The 22,896-nt window shown below is 40.3% G+C and carries 13 protein-coding genes; 6 read left to right on the top strand and 7 right to left on the bottom strand.

The window, feature by feature from the left end:
• Positions 1 to 410: 410 nt before the first annotated feature.
• Positions 411 to 1,286 (bottom strand): DMT family transporter, encoded by an 876-nt coding sequence (locus tag MTCD1_RS01595; RefSeq protein ID WP_057182146.1) that lies wholly within the window; start codon positions 1,284 to 1,286, stop codon positions 411 to 413.
• Positions 1,287 to 1,472: 186 nt separating this feature from the next.
• Positions 1,473 to 3,614, bottom strand: coding sequence for a TonB-dependent receptor (locus MTCD1_RS01590; RefSeq protein ID WP_057182149.1), 2,142 nt, complete (start codon positions 3,612 to 3,614; stop codon positions 1,473 to 1,475).
• Between the two features lie 474 nt (positions 3,615 to 4,088).
• Here MTCD1_RS01590 and MTCD1_RS01585 point away from each other — a divergent pair, with 474 nt between their 5' ends.
• The 3 genes from MTCD1_RS01585 to MTCD1_RS01575 all read left to right on the top strand — a co-directional run bounded on the left by MTCD1_RS01585 (position 4,089) and on the right by MTCD1_RS01575 (position 11,963).
• Positions 4,089 to 7,772, top strand: a complete 3,684-nt coding sequence (locus MTCD1_RS01585) for a PKD domain-containing protein (RefSeq protein WP_057182151.1) — start codon at positions 4,089 to 4,091, stop codon at positions 7,770 to 7,772.
• A gap of 140 nt (positions 7,773 to 7,912) precedes the next feature.
• Complete coding sequence (locus tag MTCD1_RS01580; RefSeq protein WP_057182154.1) at positions 7,913 to 8,467, top strand: PEP-CTERM sorting domain-containing protein; 555 nt, start codon at positions 7,913 to 7,915, stop codon at positions 8,465 to 8,467.
• Between the two features lie 148 nt (positions 8,468 to 8,615).
• On the top strand, positions 8,616 to 11,963 hold the full coding sequence (locus MTCD1_RS01575; protein ID WP_057182157.1) for a collagenase: 3,348 nt from the start codon (positions 8,616 to 8,618) through the stop codon (positions 11,961 to 11,963).
• Between the two features lie 476 nt (positions 11,964 to 12,439).
• Here the strand turns inward: MTCD1_RS01575 and MTCD1_RS01570 are convergent, their stop codons facing one another.
• Complete coding sequence (locus MTCD1_RS01570) at positions 12,440 to 14,479, bottom strand: RecQ family ATP-dependent DNA helicase (protein WP_057182671.1); 2,040 nt, start codon at positions 14,477 to 14,479, stop codon at positions 12,440 to 12,442.
• Between the two features lie 283 nt (positions 14,480 to 14,762).
• Between MTCD1_RS01570 and MTCD1_RS01565 the strand changes: the two genes are divergently transcribed.
• The 3 genes from MTCD1_RS01565 to MTCD1_RS01555 all read left to right on the top strand — a co-directional run bounded on the left by MTCD1_RS01565 (position 14,763) and on the right by MTCD1_RS01555 (position 18,531).
• The gene (locus MTCD1_RS01565; protein WP_057182161.1) at positions 14,763 to 16,631 is read left to right on the top strand and encodes a CIA30 family protein; all 1,869 of its coding nucleotides are present in this window, start codon (positions 14,763 to 14,765) and stop codon (positions 16,629 to 16,631) included.
• A gap of 110 nt (positions 16,632 to 16,741) precedes the next feature.
• Complete coding sequence (locus MTCD1_RS01560; protein ID WP_057182164.1) at positions 16,742 to 17,752, top strand: sensor histidine kinase; 1,011 nt, start codon at positions 16,742 to 16,744, stop codon at positions 17,750 to 17,752.
• A complete protein-coding gene (locus MTCD1_RS01555; protein ID WP_057182166.1) occupies positions 17,749 to 18,531 on the top strand; it encodes a LytR/AlgR family response regulator transcription factor in 783 nt (260 codons plus the stop codon). The genes MTCD1_RS01560 and MTCD1_RS01555 overlap by 4 nt, the downstream gene beginning before the upstream one ends.
• Before the next feature lie 20 nt (positions 18,532 to 18,551).
• On the opposite strand, the gene MTCD1_RS01550 is transcribed toward MTCD1_RS01555, so the two are convergent.
• The 4 genes from MTCD1_RS01550 to guaA form a co-directional block, all read right to left on the bottom strand.
• Complete coding sequence (locus tag MTCD1_RS01550) at positions 18,552 to 20,063, bottom strand: protein adenylyltransferase SelO (RefSeq protein WP_438819271.1); 1,512 nt, start codon at positions 20,061 to 20,063, stop codon at positions 18,552 to 18,554.
• A 16-nt stretch (positions 20,064 to 20,079) separates the two neighbouring features.
• Positions 20,080 to 20,274: a glutathione S-transferase C-terminal domain-containing protein gene (locus MTCD1_RS22660; RefSeq protein ID WP_057182169.1), complete on the bottom strand. Its 195-nt coding sequence runs from the start codon at positions 20,272 to 20,274 to the stop codon at positions 20,080 to 20,082.
• A 101-nt stretch (positions 20,275 to 20,375) separates the two neighbouring features.
• Positions 20,376 to 20,723, bottom strand: a complete 348-nt coding sequence (locus tag MTCD1_RS01540; RefSeq protein ID WP_057182173.1) for a RidA family protein — start codon at positions 20,721 to 20,723, stop codon at positions 20,376 to 20,378.
• A gap of 350 nt (positions 20,724 to 21,073) precedes the next feature.
• Complete coding sequence (guaA, locus tag MTCD1_RS01535; RefSeq protein ID WP_057182176.1) at positions 21,074 to 22,651, bottom strand: glutamine-hydrolyzing GMP synthase; 1,578 nt, start codon at positions 22,649 to 22,651, stop codon at positions 21,074 to 21,076.
• Between the last annotated feature and the right edge of the window lie 245 nt (positions 22,652 to 22,896).

Raw genomic sequence — 22,896 nt, 5'->3', positions numbered from 1 at the left:
TGATGTGTCGAGAGTAATGGAATTGTGTGATCGAGACTGGATAAAAGTGGGAACTTAATTAATGCAATTGGTATTAGTAAACTATTATCAGCCGCTTGTAGGCGCCTTGATATGACTATGAGGCAAGGCGGGTCTGATGAATTACGATAAGTTCAATAAGTTTTATGGTTCTTTAGCCGCAACTAGCTAGGTAAGGCAATGGGGCAACTCACATGTCTGAAAAGTCGGTGGTAAAGTTGTTGCCATTGGTGGTTGGAGCCAAAATAAGCAGGCTATTTTTACGGCTAAGGACTAGCTTTAGCGCGGTTTTCGTCAAAACGGCGCAACCGTCCACTAAACCTCCACAACGCCCCCGCCGATGTAACTAAGCCAGCTTAGCTAATACTCATTACCTAATAGCAATGGCATCATTAGCGCTTCCACAAGACATTAATTAACGCGCCGAACATAATGAAAGTACCGCCCATGATAGTGGTGGCCACTGGTACTTCACTAAAATACGCCCAACCGATAAAGACTGAAAACAGTACCTGCACGTAGGCATAAGCGGTTGCCTTGTTAGCATCGGCGCAGTGTAGTGCTTTTGTTAAGCCCACCTGCCCTACTTGGGTGAATATGCCGATTAAAATCAGTAAACCCGTTGCTGCTAAACTCGGCACAACAAAATCGTCACCTAACATAACAATTGAGATAGGCAAGGCTATCAGCGGGAAATAAAAAATAATGACCGAGCTGTCATCTGTTTTGGTCAGCTTTTTAATTATAATATATGCCACCGCACTGCCAAAAGCACCAAGTACCCCCGCGCCAATACTTAGCCATGGATATTGAAATCCGCTGTCTATTTGCAAATTTGGCTGAATCATAATAACTAAGCCAATCAAGCTCATAACGATGCAGGCTATGGTTGAGCGCTGGATGATTTCTTTCAAAAAAAACAATGCCAGCATAGCGGTAAACACTGGATGCAAATATTGTAATACCGTCGCTTCTGCCAAGGGCAAAGTTGTTACCGCATAATAAACAAACATTAGCGCAAACGTTCCCACAGTACCGCGGGCAATCAGCAGGGTTTTATTATTCCCCCACAGGGAGATCTTTTTACGCTTAATATCAGCGTAACTAATCATGCCTGAAACGATGGCGCGTGCGGCAACAATTTCTAACACAGGAATACCTAAGCCACTGACTTCTTTTACACAGGCGGCCATTAAGGCGAAACCAAAAGCTGAGATCAACATATACCAAACACTCATTGGTACTGAATTTTTAATGGTGGTAAACATTTACTAGGGTACTCGAAAAGGTAAGAGGCAGAGTTATACCAAACGGATAATTCGGTGAACGGGCCCCATTCTACCCCATGAAGGCTAATAAAAAAGGCTTAAAGTTAATTAACCTTAAGCCTTTAATTTTATCTAATATACCAGTTAGCTCAAGTATTCACTCACTCGCTTAATATTTGCCTATAGCTAGTAGCTAATGCTGTATTCAAGGGCGATGCGACGGCCGTAACCTTTGAATTGGTTCCTATATGTTTGCCAAACCACTTCTTTGTTCATTTGTGAGACCAGTGGTTGGTAATCTTCATTAAGTAAGTTATCAATACCTAAGGAAATGCGACCAAGTTTGGTGTTAAAAGTAGCAATTAGATCAACCAGGGTGTAACCATCATAAGGTGACTCGTAGTAGCTATAACCCTCTGGCCCTTCTGCAGCATTCTTTTCACGGTCGCCAACATAATTGGCTTGTAAACGTAAGGCGGCAATTTCATTAAATTGATAATTGGCATAAAGTGACACTTTTACTGGCGTTATTTTAGTATCATTTAACCAGTACTCTTCACCTGTACTGCCATTGGTCCGCTTACCTTCAGACTGTGACAAAGCGCCACCTAATTTAAAGCCTTTAGTAACAAAGTAATCTGCGGTTACTTCATAGCCCCAAATTTCTTCATCGGCAACAATCACTGCGGCAACACGTTTATCGGTTTCAGCGGCAACATTGTAGTCGTAGCCATAGCTGTCTGAGATATCGGAGTAGAAGATGGCAAAACTTGCTTGCAGATTATGATCGCCAAAACGCAAACCAGTCTCAAAGTAATTAGTTTGTGTCGCCGGAATTTTATTAGCAAATTCGGCCACTGTATCTACCGGCATATCACGTAACATACGCATATCGCCATGTGAATAACCTTGTGAGAAACTGGCAAAAATATCGCTACTATCGGTAACACTATAAACCGCGCCTAAGTTAACTAATGGTTTATGATATTTTAAGGTGTCGCCCTGTTTTGCCGTAATGACACCTTTTTTATAGCGCTGATAATCTGGTACTTCAATTTCAAAATTTTCGTACCGCAGACCTGCTTGCAAGGTTAAATCATCACCTAATTGCTGCCAATATTGGGCAAATGGACTTAACTTGGTTTCAGTTAAATCACATACTGAGCAAATATATTGCGACTCAAGTATCGGCTCCCCAGCATCTCTTTGACCAACAATGACCTCACGTATACGACCTTGTTCTGTGTTGTCGGTACCATATTCAAAACCATAAACTAAGCGTTGTTCATCGGTAATGTGCCATTGTAATGCGGCTTTAAAACCAGCTCGCTCTGAAACAATTTCTGAGCCTGATTCATAGCCAACATTGACATCACTTTTATAAGCTGAAAGGCTCAGTTGCTGACCAAAAAAATCATCATGCTCATAGGTTACTTGAAAACTGGTTAATTTAGTTGATGGATTTGGACCTTGATACGGGCTAGTTTCATCAATTTCCACCATGCCATTATCTTCATTAACACTGCGCTTATATTGCAGATTATTAACGATTTTATAATGATGGGCAAGAAAGGCGACACGCGAGTTGCTCATTTCTTTATCGAGTTTAAATAAAATATCGTACTCGTCTGCATCACCCATGCCGCCTTGGCTATTAGGAGCACCGGGTAAACGATTACCATCAGCATCATATAAATTACCACGATCTTTACCTGCTAGGTTTAGCATAAAGCCAATATCTGACTCACTGGTACCCGAGACGGTTTGTGAGAAACTGTAGCCAGTATCAGATAATTCACTGGCAAACGCTTCAGCGCCAATGGTAGTTTGCATTTCAACATTGGCAGTCGATTTTTTAGTAATAATATTGATGATAGCGCCAGCTTCACCGTTACCATACATAGCACTAGCACCTTTAATGACTTCAATGCTTTGGATAGCATCAACTGAAATTGATTGTAAATCACGGCCACCAGCACGTAAAGTTGTTGAAATTAACACGCCGTCAATCATGACAATAGCTTTGCCACCACGGAAGTTTTGTCCAAAGGTCGACATAGTTTCAGTACTTGGCGAAAAGCCCGGCACTAAATTTGAAATGATTTCACTTAAATTTCGGGCAACGGTTTTTTGTAAGGCTAAATCTTCTTGAGAAACGATAAAAACAGAGTTTGCCGTATCTGATAATTTTTGCTCAAAGGGAGAAGCGGTAACAACTATTCTTTCAATATTATCAGACGCAGCTGCTGATTGGGCAAAGACAGGGCTGACAGCTATTGCTGCCGATAAAGCTGTTGTTACAGCAAGGTTTACAATGGATAAGTTCATGTTAAAAAGACTAAATAGAAATGGGAATTGTTATTATTACTATTTACTACATTAATGCAACCCTAGGACACCGCTTGGTTACATCTTTTAACAATATAGTTAGAACTTATTGATCTATTCATATTTTTCTCTGTTTGAACAGCATAGTTTTTCTTTAGGTTTTCCTCTTCACGCCGCCATTAGCACGCCTTGCCTTTTTATTAGCGGCTATTTAAGCGTTATAAAAATGTAAATTTTGTAAAAAACACGGGGAATATAAGATATACAATATATCTAATATTGTTTATGATGATTTTCGCTACAATATACGATTACTTTATAACCTTTAGGCTTTTTTAAAAATTTTGTAGCAAGTTAATAAATAAAAAACAACAAAGCTTTGATAAACAGTGCTTTTATAGTGAATTTGTAACTTAGGGATAAGATAAGTAACTGGCTATCAGATAAAAATATAATAATAACCAAGGATAGAAAATGACTCTCATCAACAATAAAATAATGAGTCTGTCTATGTTAATGATGTTATGTGCATCACTAACTGCTGTAGCGGGAAAGCAAACGTCTGATAATGGCTTTGCTAAAGAATTAAAAATACCAACAAGTAAACAGTCGACGTCTGCAAAACAAAAAACACTTGTTAAGGGCAAGACCCTAGCAAAAAGTTTACGGAAAAGTCGCAATGTTCATCCGTCGAGTGTTAGTGCGGCAAACCAAGTTTGTGCCATTGATGATAACGGCCAAGACTGGCATAAATTACAAAAAAAATTAAACAAAGAGCTTAAACAATTTACCTTGTCATCGAGCAAGGCCATTAAATCGCTATCGAGTCGATCTTTAGCAAGCAGTCTTTTGGCTAGAACCAGCAGCTTAGCTGCAGCGGTAGCCGACAATGGTGTAGCGGGACGTTATTATATTCCGGTAGTTTTTCATGTTTACGGTGCAGATTTTACCTGTGATGATGCGGCACAAAGCTGCTTAACAGATGCAAAAATTATTGATGCCCTACAACGTCTTAATGAAGATTTTCTCGGTACCAATACTCAAGACGGTCCCATTGCCCCACAGTTTCAAGCCATTCGTGACAACTTAAATATTGAGTTTTTTTTAGCGAAGAAATCTCCAACGGGTGCTGACACCACAGGTATTGTACGTTACGGCCGTGAGCAAGCAGGTTATGGTAATGGCAGCGGTGCAGATACTGCCATTGCTGGGGATGCTTGGGATAACTTTAAGTACATGAACGTTTATATTATGAACGACTTGTATGATGATGGTTCAAGCAATAACTCAGGCGTTGCTTGGTATCCTGATATAGCGATGAGCCAAGCCAACACTTCTCGTGTGGTTTATAACGGTTGGTATGTTGGTGATAATACTGATGAAAATTTCCGTTCGGTATTAACCCATGAGTTTGGCCATTGGTTGAATCTACCACATACCTTTGCCGGTAATAGCTGTTCATTAGCAAACGAAACCTTTTGTGCTTTAACCGGCGATAGAAGCTGTGATACTCCGCAAATGTCGTTATCAACTGACATGTATGAAAACTCACCAAACTGTCTTGGTCAGCCGACCAACACCGAAAACTTCATGCACTATACCAGCAACTATGCCATGTTTACTCAAGGGCAAGTAGCGCGTATGACCGCTGCTTTACATGGCGATGCACGGGCAACACTTTGGTCAAATGACAACCTTATTGCTACCGGTTTAACAGCTTACACCAGCAATGCCGATCATCCGTGGGATGGTATTTCAGGTACTGATAATGGTCCAGTTGGTGAGCTTATCGCTAGCTTTGATAACTTATCAGCAGAAAAAGATGCCATCGATACTTTTGTCATTGATGCACCTGTTGGCACACAAGCTTTGGCATTTTACTTATCGGGTTATGAGCAAGACCCTGATATGTACGTATCGGCAGGTCAAGAATCGAGACTCTTAGCCGACGGCAGCTGGCAAGCGGATTACATATCATTTTTATCTGCAGCAACGCCAGAGTTTATTGGTGTTTTAGGTCCTAAGGCTAATGAAACTTATTATGCCACTGTGCATGCCTTTAGCGAATATGAGCAAGCTAACTTGCAAGTATTAGCGGTTGAAGATCCTTTATTAGCCGCAGGTAATAAACGTTACCACGTTATTAAGCAAGCTGGCATATGGTCTGCTGCGGGTGTAGCGCCGAAAAAATATCAATTTACTATCCCTGATAGCGCGGAAAAAGTGGTTATCGTTTTTGCTGGTGCTTATGGCGGCGATCCTGATATGTATATCAGTCGCAATAAACCGGTAGATATGAATACTGCCGATTGTAAGCCCTTTAGCGCCGCTAAATTAGCCGAGTACTGTGAGTTTGCTCAAGGCGGTACCTTTAATATCTTAATCGACCCCTTTGCTGAATATTGGGATGGCGAATTACATGTTTATTATGAAACAAGTGATGATAGCAATCAGCCACCTTTTGCCAATACTAACCCTAACTACCAAGCAATGCTTGACCATGAAGTGCACTTTAACGGTGACTCTTCAACAGATGTAGATGGCAGTATTGTTAGCTACCTTTGGGACTTTGGTAATGGCGATAACAGCACAGAAACAAACCCTGTTTATGTTTATAACCAACTAGGTCAGTACCATGCCAGCTTAACGGTGACTGATGATATGGGTGTGAGTAGCACGACTAATACGGTTGTTGATATCACTTTATATAACCCTAATGATGCGGTGTTATGTGATGGTTGTAGCCGTGTTTATTTAACCGAAGAAATTGGTTTATCTGCGGCTAAAGGTAGTGAGCCACGCAGTTATAAATTCAGCGTACCAACGGCAGCATCTTTGGTAGTGATTGAAATTGTTGCTGGCTCAAGTGGCGATCCAGATTTACATGTCAGTCACAACAAAGCGGTATCCATTGAGTCCTTTACTTGTCGCCCTTGGGAAGGTCCAGGTGCATTAGAAAGCTGTCAATTTAACCAAGGCGGTATTTTTAATGTCATGATTGACCCTTTTGATGCTTACAGTGACGTTACTTTCAAAGCGTATTACGACATTAGAGATGATGCCGACCATTCAATGCCTAACGAGTTGCCCATTGCGCAAGCAGGTGCAAGTTATACCGGCTTTACCGGTAATGCCTTAACGTTGAGTAGTGCTGGTTCAATGGATGAAGATGGTTACATTGTTAGTTACTTGTGGAACTTAGGTGACGGTAATACTAGTGACTTAGAAAATCCTCAGCATAACTACGCACAAGCGGGTCAATATAACATTAGCTTAACGGTTACCGATAACGATGGCGCTACTGCTACCGCTACTGCGACAGTAATCATCAATCCAGCGGGTGATATGGATGGCGATGGCGATGTTGATAGAGATGATATGCGTGCTTTATCATTAGCAATTCGTCGTGGTGAGCAATTAGACCTAGCTTTCGATATTAATGGTGATGGTGTGGTTAACTCACGTGACGTGCGCGCGATGAGAAGTATTTGTTCTTATAACCGCTGTAGCACCATAGCTCCGCCGCCAGAGCCACCTACAGCAATGGCTTCGAGCAATGATAACGTTGAACAATTTGCAAGTATTGCCTTTAGCAGTGCTGGTTCAAATGATAATTACGGACGCATTGTTAGCTATGCCTGGAATTTTGGTGACGGCGCTACCAGTAGCCAAGCAAATCCAAGCCATGCTTACCAGCAAGTTGGTAGCTACAGCGTAGTACTAACGGTTACTGATAATGATGGTATGACAGCAACTGACACTATTGCCCTTAATGTTAATTACGGCGCATTGTTAGATAGCTGTACAAATCAGCCGGCCTTTACTGATGGCACATTAGCAGCGGGCAGTGTTACCTGTTTAGGTGCTGACAGCCGTCAAAGCTTCTCAGTTCCTGAAATTAACAATCATAAAAGTATCGCCATTACTGTCGCCCATGGCGGAGGTGATATATCACTGTATTACCGTAATAGCGGTTGGGTAAACCTTAATAACTCCAGTTTTGATGCCTCTTCTACTGAAGCCAATAACCAAGCTTGTATCTACCTTGAGTTAACGCCAGAAATGGATTACTGGAGCTACATTGAGCTTACTGGTGCCAGTTCAGGCGCTACTATAGTGATTGATTTTGATACTCAGGGCTGTCGCCCAGTTCAGTAATTACAAAATAAAATCATAAAATAAAAATACCTCTAAAAAATACAAAGCAGCCAGTCGCGAGTCTGGCTTATTTTAAAATAATGAATAAAATTTATTAATAACACTTCATAAAAATAACTAAAATAATAAAAGGAAAGACCATGAAAAAATTTATTGCAATGCTTACTTTACTTATCGGCTTTAATGCAAATGCTGGTTTACTAACTATAGATATTTCTGCTGATGAGGTTTCAGTAGGCGAATCAGTATTGGTGACTATTAGTGCCAGTAATTTTGACGAGACAGATATGTTCTGGTTTGACTTCAATTTTGACAATTCTGTTGTCTCTTATGATGCAAGCTCATTGAGTAGTGGCTTGACTTTAGCCGATGATAATATCAATTTTAATGGCTTAGAAGTATCTGCCGAAGATTTTGGTTTAGCATTTAACTTTTTTACCGATGATTTTTCAATAAGGGCAGCAGGTGACTTTGTCCTAGCAAGCTTTAATTTAATTGCGGGTTCTGAAGGCTTCACTGACTTCTCAATAGCTAACTTCTTTAACCCGTCAGCATTTGATGATTATACTATAGCTTTTTCTGGTGCAAGTTCAGTTAATGTGAGTTCTGCTGTTGCGGTATCTGAGCCCAGTGCTGTATTTATGATGATGTTAGCTGGTTTTGCTTTAGTTAGCAGCCGTCGTAAAGCTAAGTAAATAATCACGTAAACCTCTAAGTTAATAAAAAAAACAATAAATGGATGCATTGAGTTAACTGAGTAAGTTGTCTAGACAACTTACTCAGTACGGCGATGTTTACCTATCAAAATAATTATAAATTCAACAAACTTGCAACGGTCTCACAATGAAAATATTACCTAAAAAGTCGCTACTTGCTAGCGCACTATTACTGTCGATGAATATCGCTAATGTCCAAGCTGCTGACATGTGTGGCGAGAAAACACTACCTCGTCAAGGCGAAGTTCCTGCTAACGAAATGCATTGTATTACCGATTATGGCCATTACTTATATGTCACTGTGCCTTACGATAATAGCGAGGTAACCATTACTACTTCGGGTGGTACTTTTACTGGCTCTGATGCTGATATAACCCTTTACCCGGGTACTTGGTGGGGAGACGGCGATGTTGAAGCGAGTAGTAGCAACCCTGATACCAACGATGAAAGTATTTCATTTGTCTCCCATGCTGGTAAACGTTACTTCCACATTGGCGGCAACATTCAACAAACCAGTTTAATTGTTAACATTAGCGGTGGTGATATTCCAGAGCCACCTGAGCCTATGGGTGATTATATTATTTATCCTACCAGTACATTTGTTAACGTACCTGCGGCACTTATTAGCTCTAAAGCACAATATGGCGCTAGCATTGCTGAAATTTTAGCCTCAGATTATAATGGTTTTAAAACCATTGCCGGCGCTGTGAACGACCCAATAACAGATGTATCTCAAGCCCTTCATTATCTAAGCGAAGCAGATGATTTAACCGATCCGGATTTAAACCAGTTATTATACTTTTTAGCCACTTATAAATATTATGCTGAGCAGATGACGGACTCAGAAGCTGAAGATTTAAGTACCGCATTATTAGCGGTTACTCAAATGAGCAATTTTGTCAGCCCTGCGGGCAGTGTCATACAAGAAGGTTATGCTTATGCATTAACAAACTTACAGCGCTACTCGGGCGCGGTACATTTTAAAGATCATTTACCGCATTTATTAGGTCTTATTCAATATTACTCTGAGCAAAGCAAGCCATTCTCACTAAGTAATGCCGGCGATACCACCATGGCATTAATGGGTACTATTGCTTCTGCCGCCTATTATGGTGATGCCCCAGTTAAAGCCGCCTATAACGACAATATGTTAGAGGTATTATCGGTGATGCGCTCATTTGTATTTTTAGGTGAAACATCCCTTGATATGCGCTGGTCTACTGAAGATGACAGAAAATGGATACTGCCGCATTCGTTTAATGCTATGGGTAAAATTTCAACTATTGCTACCGATGAAGCGAAAGCCCGTTTTGATAGCACTATTTTAGAGGCGCACGGTAAAGTAATCGCTGATATCTCAGTAGAAACCGCCAGTATTATTGTTACTAAAAACTACTTAGAGAATGCCGGACGTAGTTGTGAAGCGGGTGATGCCTTATTTGGTAGCTGTATTGTGCCGCCTAAAGTAGCAGATATTTTAACGGTTAACCATGCTTGTACTGACAACATTACTATACGCGCACAAGGCTCAATCAGCCAAGCAACACTGGCTCAGTCATGTGCAGATATGGCACGACAAGAAAGTGAATTTCATGCTTTCTTTAATACTGCCGGCACGCCTGTTGCTGGCGATTTGAATGAACACATTGAAGTGATTGCCTTTGCTAGTCCGGACGATTATGAAAAATATGCTGGCGAATTTTTTGGTATCAGTACTGATAATGGCGGTATGTATTTAGAAGGCACACCAACAGCGCAAGGTAACCAAGCACGCTTTATTGCCATGCAATGCCCTGACTCTTGGGTAGGTGGTTCATGCCAATATGAAGATCAAATTTATAACTTAAGACATGAATTTACCCACTACCTTGACGGTCGTTATATAAAATCAGGCTCATACGGTTCATTTGACTATAACGTCGCTTGGTCTGAAGGCTTGGCTGAATATATGGCCATGGGTAAAGAACATCCCCGTACCTTAAATACCCTAAAAGGTGAAACCATTCCCCCTTTATATAACATCCTATTTATGAGTTATGAGTACGATAACTTATATCAATGGGGTTATTTTGCCATGCGTTATTTAGGTGAGCAGCATAAAGATGATTTAAACCTTTTAGTTACCGCCTTACAATCAGGCAATAACAATGCTTATGTCGCTACACTTAAAGAGGTAGTACTGCGCACAGCTTCAGGCTTTCCAGCATTTGTACTAGCAAACTCTGAAACAGTGGCGCCAATCGCTGCACAAATTCCGGCAGCTGATACCATTGGCAGCTGTGACTTAGTCCAGCAATATCCGCGTTATTATGATGCCAGTAAAACTAACTTTACCTTTACTAATACTACCGATACGCCAGTTTCACTATTCTGGGTAAATAGTACTACCGGTAAAACTAACTTTGGCAAAAACTATAAAACCTTAAACCAGGGTGATACTTACACCTCAGCCAGTTGGACGGTAGGCGATCGCATGATGTTAAGCGATAACAACATGAACTGTTTAGGTGTTGCGGTAATGGCAGCAGATGACAATACTTTCACTATCGATGAAGACTTGGTTAAAGATGTCGTTGTTGAGACCATTCCTGAATTAAACCAAATGGGCAGTTGTGAATTAGCACAAGCTCATTTAATCATGAACGAATCACATCAATTTACCATTACCAATACCTCTGATACGCCAGTGCGTTTATTCAGAATTGATAATACTAGCGGTAAAATCATCACCACCAGTGGTGCCAATGACTTTACTCATGGTTACGGTATATTAGCACCAGGGGCAAGTTACAGTAACGATGTTTGGTATGGTGATCGCCGCTTAATGGTTACCGATACTAGCTTAAATTGTTTAAGTGTTGGCGTATTAAACAATGAAGTTAGTAGCTTTACGGTTAATGAAGCCATAGTAGCGAGTGCTGCTGCACCAGAGGTTATCCCTGTAGCAAATACCATTGGTAGCTGTGAGCTAAAAGCACCGCATTTAGTCGGACCTTTTGAAAGTGACTTCTCCTTTGTTAATAACAGCGATCACACTGTGCGGGTTTATCGTGTTGATAATGTTACTGGTGAACTAAGTGAAGGTTTTGGTTTTACCACACTAGCCAAAGGTGATACTTACGACAGTGCCTCAACTTGGAAGTGGTTTGGTAACCGCCGTGCCGCCATTACTGATGAAAATGGACATTGTGCTGGTGTTGCTGTGATGACAGAAGAAGATACTAGTAACGATTATGAAATTACTAATGCACTCTTTGAACCCGAGGTACCCGATGTTGTCATTGGCGATATGGATGGTGATGGCGATGTCGATAGAAATGATATTCGCGCTTTTTCTCTGGCTATTCGCCGTGGTGAAGCACTGCCTATATCATTTGATTTAAATGCAGATGGCGTTATCAATTCACGCGATGTTAGATTAATGAGAAGCATATGTACTTACAATCGCTGTAGCGCAAACCCAACACCGGAGTAAGAGGCAAGATGGTAGCAATGTTAGCTAGTTAGACCTTAATAAACATTGCTACTGTTTTACTATTAAGTATTTATTGTTAAACATTTACCTTTAAAAATTTAACGGTAAATTACAGCTATAAAAAAGTGGCTATTTTATACCAATCGGACTAATTTATTGATCATTTAGCGAGAATTAAAAGGCTTAGAGGCAAGGCATTGATTGATGAGAATGGTTACTCCCTTGTCAAAATCAATAACGCCGCTTATAAGCCTTTTAAACTCGCCCTTGAGGAGCTCATTAGCAAACTAATAACATCAAAAAATCAATAAAATATAGAATAACTATGTTTAATCCATTTTTTCGTTCTTAACTCGCTAATGCAGCTCTAAATTGGTCAATTCATTAATCCGTTTGGTATTAGCCACTTTTTTCATTATCTACTTACAGTTAATTTATTTCTCGATATTTAGTTCTCGATATTTATTTCAATAAATTTAATCAGCTAAACTCGCCAACTTATCACGTATAGCTTGATACCTTTGTTGCTGACAAAGTCCAAACCCTGATAATTGTCTGACTTTATTGCGGCCAAATAATGGCACTGTCATGCCAGCAAAAAAGCGGCAGTAACTTTCCAGTGATAAAGGTTGGTTGATTTTACCGCTGAGACGCTCTGCTAATTCAGTCATGCCATGCTTTAATGTCTCATCACTCGGCCATGGCGTATTTTCTTGAGAGCGCGCAAGCACGGCAACTTTTCCGCGACAAACACTACAATGTCCACATTGTGGCACTGTGCCTGAGCCACCAGAGCCATTAGCACCATTAGCATCTAGGCGGTTACTGCCAAAAAAATCATCATCAAAATAACGTGCTAGATTTACCGTTAAGCAAGTATCAAGTTGAAAAAAACGTACTAAGGCGGCGATGCGTTTTATTTCTTTTTCTTCATTGTCTTTAAAGTAGTCACTTAAGGTTTGGCACAAGCTAGGATCGGCTAACTCATTAAGGTTAATTTTAAAGACCTCGGTCATACCTTTAGTTTCCAGTACTATCAACTGTTGCTCTTGCAAGTATTCTAGGGCAGCAATAACACGATTACGCTCAATACTTTTATCTTTTAACAAGCTATCAAAATTTAAACTACCCCAGACTTTTTTAAACTCGGTGGCGTTAAAAATACGTTGCAGAAAATCTTTACGTTGCTCATTAAAACTATTAAGTATTTCATCTTTCGGCTTTAACAGCTTAATTTTAAAATCGGCAAAATAAGCATAAAGTGGTTCAATCACGCCAGCTAGCTCTAACTGAACCAGTAAGGTTTTTAACGGTAATTGTTTAATATTAACGGCATTAGACAGTTGCAATATTTGCAGCTCCCACTTGCTGTCATAAGCACTGGTTATTACTTCATCTTTGATACTGTTAAGCAGCATTTCAATACCGTTAAATTCCGGGGTATCGCCATAAACAAAATTTTCCACCGTATTCAAACCATCCAGATTTGCCAAGGTAAAACATTGTGCTGGTTGTCCATCTCGTCCTGCTCGACCGATTTCTTGACTGTAGTTTTCAATAGATTTAGGTAAGTCATAATGAATAACGAAGCGGATATCACTTTTATCTATGCCCATACCAAAGGCAATGGTGGCGACAATCACTTGAATTTTACCCGCCATAAAATCTTGCTGAATCTGACTGCGAGTATCACTATCAAAACCGGCATGATAGGCACAGGCATTAATGCCTTGTTGCGTTAAATATTGCGCAACTTTTTCAGCACTCTGTTGCAAGGTTACATAGACAATACCTGGGCCTTGTTGCTGAGTACTTTGTTGAGAGATAATTTGCGCTAATAGGCCATTTTTTTCTACCTCAAGCACTGGCACAACACTTAAATCAAGATTTGCGCGATAAAAACCCGTCTGCACAATATGTTCGTCTCGTATAGCAAACTTAGCGGCCATGTCCATTTTTACTTTACGGGTAGCCGTGGCAGTAAGTAATAACACCAAGGGAATTTTTAACGCTTGGCAGTAGCTAGGTAACTTTAAATAGTCAGGTCTAAAGTTATGGCCCCACTCTGAAATACAATGTGCTTCATCAACCACCAACATAGATACAGGTACAGATTCAATAAATTGCCTAAATCTTTCGTTTTTAAAACGCTCAACCGACACCATCAAAACTTTGATATTACCGTCACGCACCCCTGCCATCACGGTTTGAGCTTCATTACCCTTTAGGGTCGAATCAATGCTTGCCGCCTTAATACCTTTGCTCGCCAAAAAGGCCAGTTGATCTTTCATCAAGGCTAATAATGGGGATACCACTAAGGTTAAATGTGGCAAATGCAACGCCGTTAATTGATAACACAAGGACTTACCTGAGCCAGTTGGAAAAATAGCTAAAGAAGATTGACCATTTAACAATTGCGTAATGGTCTGCTCCTGTCCTGGGCGAAAGCCATCAAAGCCAAAGATTTTTTTGAGTGATGGCGCTAATTCGCTAATTTGTCTGACTTGCTGAGTCATTGGTGGCGCTTGCTGGCCGAATGTCGGGTTGCTCATGGGTATTATCACATTAAAGGTAGTCACTTATTCATCTGTTCATCATACCTTGCATCAACTAAAAATACTTAGTTCAGCCCATTTAAAATCATCAAACCAGTCTTTATGTCGATTCAAAGGCAAATAATGTCAGTTCAAAGAAAGTAGACCGACATGCCCCTGCTAACGCGCTAAATTAATCCCATCATGACAAAAGTGCTGCACCGATATAGCACAGCATAATAAATAAAATATAAGGGATTAATGAATGAAAAAATCATCACTGACCATTACCAATCTATTGGCTGGCCTTAACTGTATTAGTAGCCTAAGTGTTCAAGCCATTGATCTACGTATAGACAATGTTCGCTTATACCAAGCGGAGCAAAGCGCTTTTAGCCAGCCAAGTACTTTGTATATTGAAGATGGCAAGATTATTGAAATAACCACCAGCCAAGCTAACAGCAAAAACGCAGATAATATTGTTGATGCACATAATAACTTCGCCCTACCTGGCTTAATTGATTTACATGTTCACCTTGGTGCATCTGGTAGCAACTACGGTAAAGAGTTTCAATACTTACCAGTAGCATCACATTTTAATTCAAACTTATATTTTGGTATCACCAGTATTGTCGACCTGTTTTCCTTTGATAGTACCCTTAACGAGGCCAGCCAATTAATCGCTAAACAGACCTCGCCAAACTTATTTTACGCCGGGGTATTATTTACCAATCCTGGTGGTCATGGCACACAGTTTGGTGGTAGTGCCTTAGAAGTCACTAATTTTTCGGCTATTGATGATTTATGGCAACAACATATGGCGCGCAAGCCTCATCTAACTAAAGCCGTTATTGAAACCTTTGGGGGTCATGGCGCTTCGTTAACTGATAAGCAACTAACCGAAATTGGCCGACGTTCAAAAGCGGCTGGACTGCCTTACTTTGTCCATGTATCTAGCTTAGTCGATGGCAAAAGAGCAATTAAAGCGGGTGCAACTGCCTTAGCCCATGGTATTAATATCGAAGCAATTGATGAGGAGTTTATCGCCTTAATGGTTAAACACAAGGTAGCTTACATACCAACACTCGCTGTAACTCAAAATCACAGTGCCGAATATAAACATCAGCAAGTTAGCAGTAACAAAACTTTGTTAGCGACAGTGCCAGATAAACTGCAACATTGTTTATTTGATAAAGTAGCAAAACCATCAAAATGGCAAGATATCGTTTGGCAAAAGCGGCAAGTTTCTTTTCAAAATATTCGAATACTTGCCCAAGCCGGTATTATCATTGGTACAGGCTCTGATGCAGGCAACCCTTATACTTTACATGGCAGCGGTCTGCATAATGAACTACAAGCACTGAGTCAATCTGGCTTAACGAATGCACAAGTAATAAATGCAGCGACCATAGATGCGGCAAAAATAATTAATGCAGCAGAGCTAGGCCAATTAAAAGTAGGATTTCAAGCAAGTTTTATTTTACTAGCACAAAACCCGCTTAACGACATTAGCCAGTTAAGTAATATCCAAGCAGTGTATAAATCAGGGATAAAAATTGATAGAAAAGATCTGATTGCCAAAAATAAAAAGCTAATACCACAAGGAGCCGCATGCAATGTCGAAACCGTCATCGCCAACAAAGCGAAAAAAACTATTGATGACTTTAGTGGCGAAATTCAGTGGCAGGCGATAAGCGATACCATGATGGGCGGTCAATCAACCGCCAAACTAGCGCAGCAAGATAATATGCTGTCTATAGATACTCAATTAGGTAAACCAGGTGGTTTTGGCGCCTGGGCTGGTATGCAAGTTATGTTTGATACGCCCATTGACGCTTCGAAATTCAAGGGAGTAAAAATAACTTACCAAGGATCCAAAGTACCGTTTGGACTTTCTGTTTATCATAGCGAAGTTCAAGACTGGGACCACTTTTCTGCCACACTACAGCCAAGTGATACTTGGACAACGGTAGAAATTCCGTTTAATCAATTGCAGCAATTTGGCTTTGGCAGCCAGAAAGATTGGTCGGCAAAAAGCTTAGCGGGTTTGAGTTTAGTGTGGCGTACTACGCCAGGGCAGCAATTACCGAGTAACAAAAACACCTTACAAATAAGTAATATAAGTTATTTTTAATTTGTTAAGCTGACGCTGATTTTTATAAAAACATCTAAAATATTCAGCTACATTTTATTAGCTGAATTAAGATAACAACTCAATATTTCACCAAAAAAGTAGAGAAGAATATGTTGCGTCAGCCCTTTTTTAAATACAGTTTTTTTGCTCTGCTTATTGTTGATCTCACTTTTACTGCTGGTCTTATTATATCTGGCATGTCAGATATTTCATTAAGCACTCTTCTCGCAACAACTATCTGGTTTATTAGCTTTTATTGGTTACCTGTTTGGGCGGCGGCTTATATCATTTTTAATATTAGAGCTAGAGGCATTGAAAATGCTTTTATTGAGTGGATAATTACCGTAATAATGCTGAGCCTAGGTTTACTCATTACAGAGAAATTATTACAGCTAAGCTTCAATGATTCATTTTCGTTGGGGAATTTTTTACTCCTTGGTGGACTAACGTGGGGTACACCCATTTATTTTATTGCGCGATTTATTGAAAGTAGAGGCAAAATATCACAGGAAAAACAGGCAAGGAAACAAGCACAATTGCAAACCTTAAGGTACCAATTAAATCCGCATTTTATGTTCAATAGCTTAAATACAATTTCAGCTTATATTCATTCTAACCCTGATTTAGCCGATGAAGTATTGCATGAATTGGCTGATATTCTTCGCTATTCCTTAGATACAGGCGAAGATAATAGTGTCTCTCTACAACAAGAAATTGCCATTATAGATAAGTATTTAAATATCGAAAAAGCGCGCTTTGGCGACCGACTTATCGTTAACTTTGATATTCCAGCAGAGCTGTTAAATATCCAAGTTCCGCCACTTATTTTACAACCTATTGTTGAAAACGCCATAAAGCACAATGCTCAGCAAATCGAACTGGCAATCACCATTAAAGTAGAAAAAGTCATTAACCGTAAAGATGAAATATTAAGAATATCGATCAGTGATAACGGCTCTGGTTTTAGTGAAGCCGTGTTAACCAAAGGTTATGGTAAGGGCATTGGCATGAAAAACTTGCAACTGCGCATGCAGCAGTTACCACAAGGTAAAGTCATTTTAACTAACGGTACAACCCCTAATCGCAAAGGAGCGACTGTATTGGTGGAGATGGCACTATGAATAAATTAACGGGTAAGGAAATGCCAAATAAAATGCGCGTTATTTTTGCTGACGATGAAAAACCTGCCAGAGATAAACTCGCCCATCAGTTAAGTCTTATTGCAGATATCGACGTGGTCGGTTTTGCTACCACTGGCAAGGAAGCTGTCGCGCTAATTAATGCCCAAAAACCTGATTTAGTGTTACTGGATATTCAAATGCCTGAAATTAGCGGCATGGAGTTATTAAGTTTACTTGATTATAAACCACTGATCATTTTTACCACTGCTTATGATCAATTTGCCATACAAGCCTTTGAACAGTCATCTACTGATTACCTGTTAAAGCCCTTCCCTCTGGGACGGTTAAAAGCGGCTATAGATAAAGCAAAAAAACAGTTTTTGGCTGGCTTACCGATAGATAAAAGCCAACAAGAACAAAACTATATACTCAATAATAACGCACCGATTAAACGCTTAATCAGTAAAAATGGTGAGCGCATGACCATATTATCACCAAGTGACTTACTCTTTATCAAATCATCTCAAGGTAATTGCTTAGCTTGGGATGGTAAAGAGCATCATTACTTATCAGAAAAGCTCGACTGCTTAGAGCAATCATTAGCGTCAGCAGAGTTCGTACGTATTCATCGAAGTTACCTAATTAATATCGATAAAATTAAAGAGATTCAACGTTGGTTTAATGGCAAGTTAATGGTGATCATGGATGATGACAATAAAACAGAACTCAGCACCAGTCGCGCTGGTGCTGATAAGTTAAAGCAGTTATTAGGTTTGTAACCTAGCGTTTATAAAGAGCCTTAAGTACCACAGAAGGTATGGTAATTTTCATCACCATCACTGGGTGCATCTTGATAATTGTGAGTATCATCTAATTGTGTATAAGGTTGCTGTACTACTGCTAGAAAGTTATTTAAGTCTGATAAGTCACCATTTTCTTGATAAGCAGCTTGGCTAGACGCTAAAATAGCTTCAACATGATGGTTTCTTGGAATAACTAGTGGGTTAGTTTTTGCCATCAACGCCTTAGCCCCGTTTACGTCGGCGGCGATTCTTACATACCAACGTTTTAGCCATTGCTGCCACTTGTCTTGTTCCGCTTCATCATCGACACTTTCCTGAGCAAGGAGGTTATCTACTTCTGCTTGGTTTAAGTTATCGCGCAAGGTGACAAAAGACTGGCTGTAATCTAATTTCTTCTCGGCCATGATGCCGAGCAAATCATTGATCAATTCATGATCGGTGTCTTCCAGCTCAGCGATGCCTAACTTGTTAGCCATCATGATAAAATATCCTTGCTTAAAGTCATCGGTAAACTGCTGCAACAAGGGCGCTAACTTAGCTGAGGCAATGTCCTCATCTTCATCAATCAGCGGTAACAAACAATCGGCAAGACGCGCCATATTCCACTGCATTATTTTACTTTGGTTACCAAAAGCATAACGCGAATTTCTATCAATAGAGCTAAACACTGTATCGCTGTGATAATGGTTCATCATGGCACAAGGACCGTAATCAATGGTTTCCCCTGAAATTGCGGTATTATCAGTATTCATCACACCGTGAATAAAACCAACCCGTAACCATGATACAACCAAGGTAACTTGTTTGGCGATTACCGCCGCAAAGAAATCAACTACTTGCTCGCCAGATAGTGCTTCACCGTCAACGCCTTTAAGCTGGGGAAAGTGGCGTTCAATGGCATAACTGGTCAATTTCTTTAAGGACTCAATATCATTACGAGCAGAAAAATATTGAAAAGTACCAACACGAATATGACTAGTGGCAATACGAGTAACCACGGCGCCAGGTAATGCTTGCTCTCGATAAACCGCTTCACCGGTAGCGACTACGGCTAAACAGCGTGTAGTGGGTACACCTAAGGCGAACATCGCCTCACTCATTATATATTCACGTAGTGCTGGTCCTAGCGCGCAACGGCCATCACCTTGTCGAGAAAAGAAACTGGTACCTGAGCCTTTTAATTGTACATCCCAATACTGACCTTGCTTATCACTAAGATCACCTAATAAGTGTGCACGACCATCACCGAGTTGCGGATTAAAATGACCAAACTGGTGACCTGAATAGGCTTGCGCTATCGGTTTACTGCCGTCAATTAATTTACTACCCGAGAAGTATTGTGCCAGTAACTCGCTATCTTGCTGGGCAGAATAGTCTATTTGTAGTTCTTGTGCTAAAGGTCCATTCCACAGTAATAATACTGGCCTAGCTACGGCTGATGGCTGGGTTTGCTGGTAAAAACTACTACCTAATTTATGGTAGTGATTGGAAAGTTTCAAAGCACTCACTCCGCTAATAAAATTCTTATTCGATACGCTGACAATAGCGCATTAAGTTAGGATAACTACGGGCTTTACGATTAAAATCATGCTCACAGTTTACTGAGATAAACTGACATAATATAGCGTAAGCGGTCGCATCAAAAGAGCTTAGTTGCGTACCATAAAAATGGCTCTGTTGTCGTTGGGTGTTGATCGCCAAGTAAAATAAACAAAACATTAAAGCTATTGTCAGCCATAGTTAATATTTCGTCTTATCAATTTAATAAGATAGCTAAACTAGCATGTTTGTTTGGCACGAACAATTAACAGCCCGTAACCTTATATTTCAGCAGCAACCACTGAAATTTCTACTAGTAAGGCTGCTCTAGCCATTTTAGCAGCAACACAAGCGCGTGCTGGTGCATGCCCTGCTGGCAGCCAAGCATCCCATACCGCATTCATATCAGCAAAATAACTCATGTCTTTAACATAAATAGTCGCTGATAAGATGTGCTCTCGGTCACTACCTGCTTGTATTAACAAAGCATCAACCTTATCCAGCATGGTTTGTGTTTGTTCGGTAATGTCTTTACTGGCATCGGCCGCCACTTGCCCACACAAATAAATAGTACCGTTATGTTTAACGATTCTACTCATGCGTTGCTTTGTTTCTAGTCTTTCAATCATGGTGTCTTTTCCAAAGTTTTTATTAATAGGTTAATTTCAAGTATTGCGGGGTAAACCCATCCATGGGCGCTCTACATAATCATCCCTGATTATGAAGCTTACTTTTATCACCTCAACAAAACTTAAAATTTTCTCATACCTGATGTAGCAGCAATTTACTAAAATAAATCAAAAATAAAACCCCAGTGTTTTTCAACAATGGGGTTTTACATAAATAGATATATTGCAGGTAAAATAGCGCTATTTGCAGATAGTTTGCCTTAATTCAAGGCGGTTGCACGGAGCTGACGCATGTCAGTGAGTACAACCAACGCTGAAGTTAGGTGAACTAGCAAAAAAGAGTGCTATTTTCACTCCCATTCGATGGTGGCAGGTGGCTTACCCGATATGTCGTAAACTACGCGAGATATGCCATCAACTTCGTTGATAATACGATTTGAAACCAAACCGAGGAAATCATAGGGTAAATGTGACCAACGAGCGGTCATAAAGTCGATAGTTTCTACACAACGTAAACTTACTACCCAATCATATTTACGTTGATCGCCCATGACGCCAACTGAACGTACTGGTAAGAATACGGTAAATGCTTGGCTTACTTTTTTGTATAAGTCGTGCTTGTGTAATTCTTCAATGAAGATAGCATCGGCGCGACGTAATATGTCACAATATTCTTTTTTCACTGCACCTAAAATACGCACACCTAAACCAGGTCCAGGGAACGGGTGACGGTAAAGCATGTCATACGGCAAACCTAGCTCTAAACCTATTTTACGTACCTCATCTTTAAATAATTCACGTAATGGTTCAACTAAACCCATTTCCATATGCTCAGGTAAACCACCGACGTTATGATGAGACTTAATGACATGGGCTTTACCGGTAGCAGAAGCCGCTGATTCAATAACATCTGGGTAAATAGTGCCTTGTGCTAACCATTTGGCGTTGTTAAGCTTTTTAGATTCTTCTTCAAAAACTTCAACAAAAACATTACCAATGATCTTACGTTTTTTCTCTGGATCACTTTCTCCGGCTAAACGATCTAAGAACCTGTCTTCAGCCTTAACATGCACAATTTTCAAGCCGAAATGATCACCAAACATATCCATGACTTGCTGACCTTCGTCTAAACGAAGTAAACCGTTATCAACAAACACACAAGTCAATTTATCGCCAATGGCACGTTGTAATAACATGGCCACAACCGATGAATCAACACCACCTGAGAGGCCTAAGATAACTTCGTCATCACCCACTTGCGCTTTCATTTTAGCAATAGCATCATCAATGATTGACGCTGAGGTCCATAATTTTTCACACTGACAAATATCAACAACAAAGTTTTCTAAAATACGTAAACCTTGTTTAGTATGAGTAACTTCTGGATGGAATTGCACACCGTAGAATTTTTTATTCTCATTGGCCATTGCGCCATAAGCACAACTTGCCGTTTTTGCAACCGTAACAAAACCGTCTGGAAGACTTGAGACCTTATCGCCGTGGCTCATCCAAACATCGAGTAAGGCATTACCGTTATCACCCACGCTATCTTCAACTTTGTTGAATAACGCAGACTGAGTAACGAGCTCAACCGCAGCATAACCAAATTCTTTATGGTCAGAGCTTTCAACACCACCACCAAGTTGCTCAGCCATGGTTTGCATGCCGTAACAAATACCTAAAACTGGCACACCCGCATTAAATACATATTCAGGTGCACGTGGCGAGTTAGCTTCCGTTACCGACTCTGGGCCACCAGCAAGGATAATGCCAGTTGGGTTAAAGCCTTTAATTTGCTCTTCGGTTACATCCCAAGCCCAAAGCTCACAAAAAACGCCAATTTCACGGACGCGACGGGCAATAAGCTGAGTGTATTGAGAGCCAAAATCTAATATTAGTATTCGGTGATCATGAATGTTTTTACTCATGGTTGTTTTCCTACTGTTAACGCTCGTTCATTTAGAGCGGTGTATATTAAGTAAAAAGGCTGAGCTTTCTCTTGTGAGATTCGAGCTCAGCCTATTTGAATTTGTTATCTTCTTAATTGTAATTAAGAGACCAAGAATAGTTTAGTTCAAAGCTAGTTAGCACTAGAGCAAAGAAGAAGCACGGAGCTGACGCTAGTCAGTGAGTACTTCTGCTGCGGCTATTGTGATTAACTAGCACAGAAATA

The organism is Colwellia marinimaniae, from assembly GCF_002207865.1.
GTDB lineage: Bacteria > Pseudomonadota > Gammaproteobacteria > Enterobacterales > Alteromonadaceae > Colwellia > Colwellia marinimaniae.
This window is presented reverse-complemented; position numbering and strand designations above follow the sequence as displayed.

Bases quoted from the DNA above. Each gene is read 5' to 3' on its own strand.
- MTCD1_RS01595 (WP_057182146.1), bottom strand. From the start codon at position 1,286: ATGTTTACCACCATTAAAAATTCAGTACCAATGAGTGTTTGGTATATG.
- MTCD1_RS01590 (WP_057182149.1), bottom strand. From the start codon at position 3,614: ATGAACTTATCCATTGTAAACCTTGCTGTAACAACAGCTTTATCGGCA.
- MTCD1_RS01585 (WP_057182151.1), top strand. From the start codon at position 4,089: ATGACTCTCATCAACAATAAAATAATGAGTCTGTCTATGTTAATGATG.
- MTCD1_RS01580 (WP_057182154.1), top strand. From the start codon at position 7,913: ATGAAAAAATTTATTGCAATGCTTACTTTACTTATCGGCTTTAATGCA.
- MTCD1_RS01575 (WP_057182157.1), top strand. From the start codon at position 8,616: ATGAAAATATTACCTAAAAAGTCGCTACTTGCTAGCGCACTATTACTG.
- MTCD1_RS01570 (WP_057182671.1), bottom strand. From the start codon at position 14,479: ATGACTCAGCAAGTCAGACAAATTAGCGAATTAGCGCCATCACTCAAA.
- MTCD1_RS01565 (WP_057182161.1), top strand. From the start codon at position 14,763: ATGAAAAAATCATCACTGACCATTACCAATCTATTGGCTGGCCTTAAC.
- MTCD1_RS01560 (WP_057182164.1), top strand. From the start codon at position 16,742: ATGTTGCGTCAGCCCTTTTTTAAATACAGTTTTTTTGCTCTGCTTATT.
- MTCD1_RS01555 (WP_057182166.1), top strand. From the start codon at position 17,749: ATGAATAAATTAACGGGTAAGGAAATGCCAAATAAAATGCGCGTTATT.
- MTCD1_RS22660 (WP_057182169.1), bottom strand. From the start codon at position 20,274: ATGTTTTGTTTATTTTACTTGGCGATCAACACCCAACGACAACAGAGC.
- MTCD1_RS01540 (WP_057182173.1), bottom strand. From the start codon at position 20,723: ATGATTGAAAGACTAGAAACAAAGCAACGCATGAGTAGAATCGTTAAA.
- guaA (WP_057182176.1), bottom strand. From the start codon at position 22,651: ATGAGTAAAAACATTCATGATCACCGAATACTAATATTAGATTTTGGC.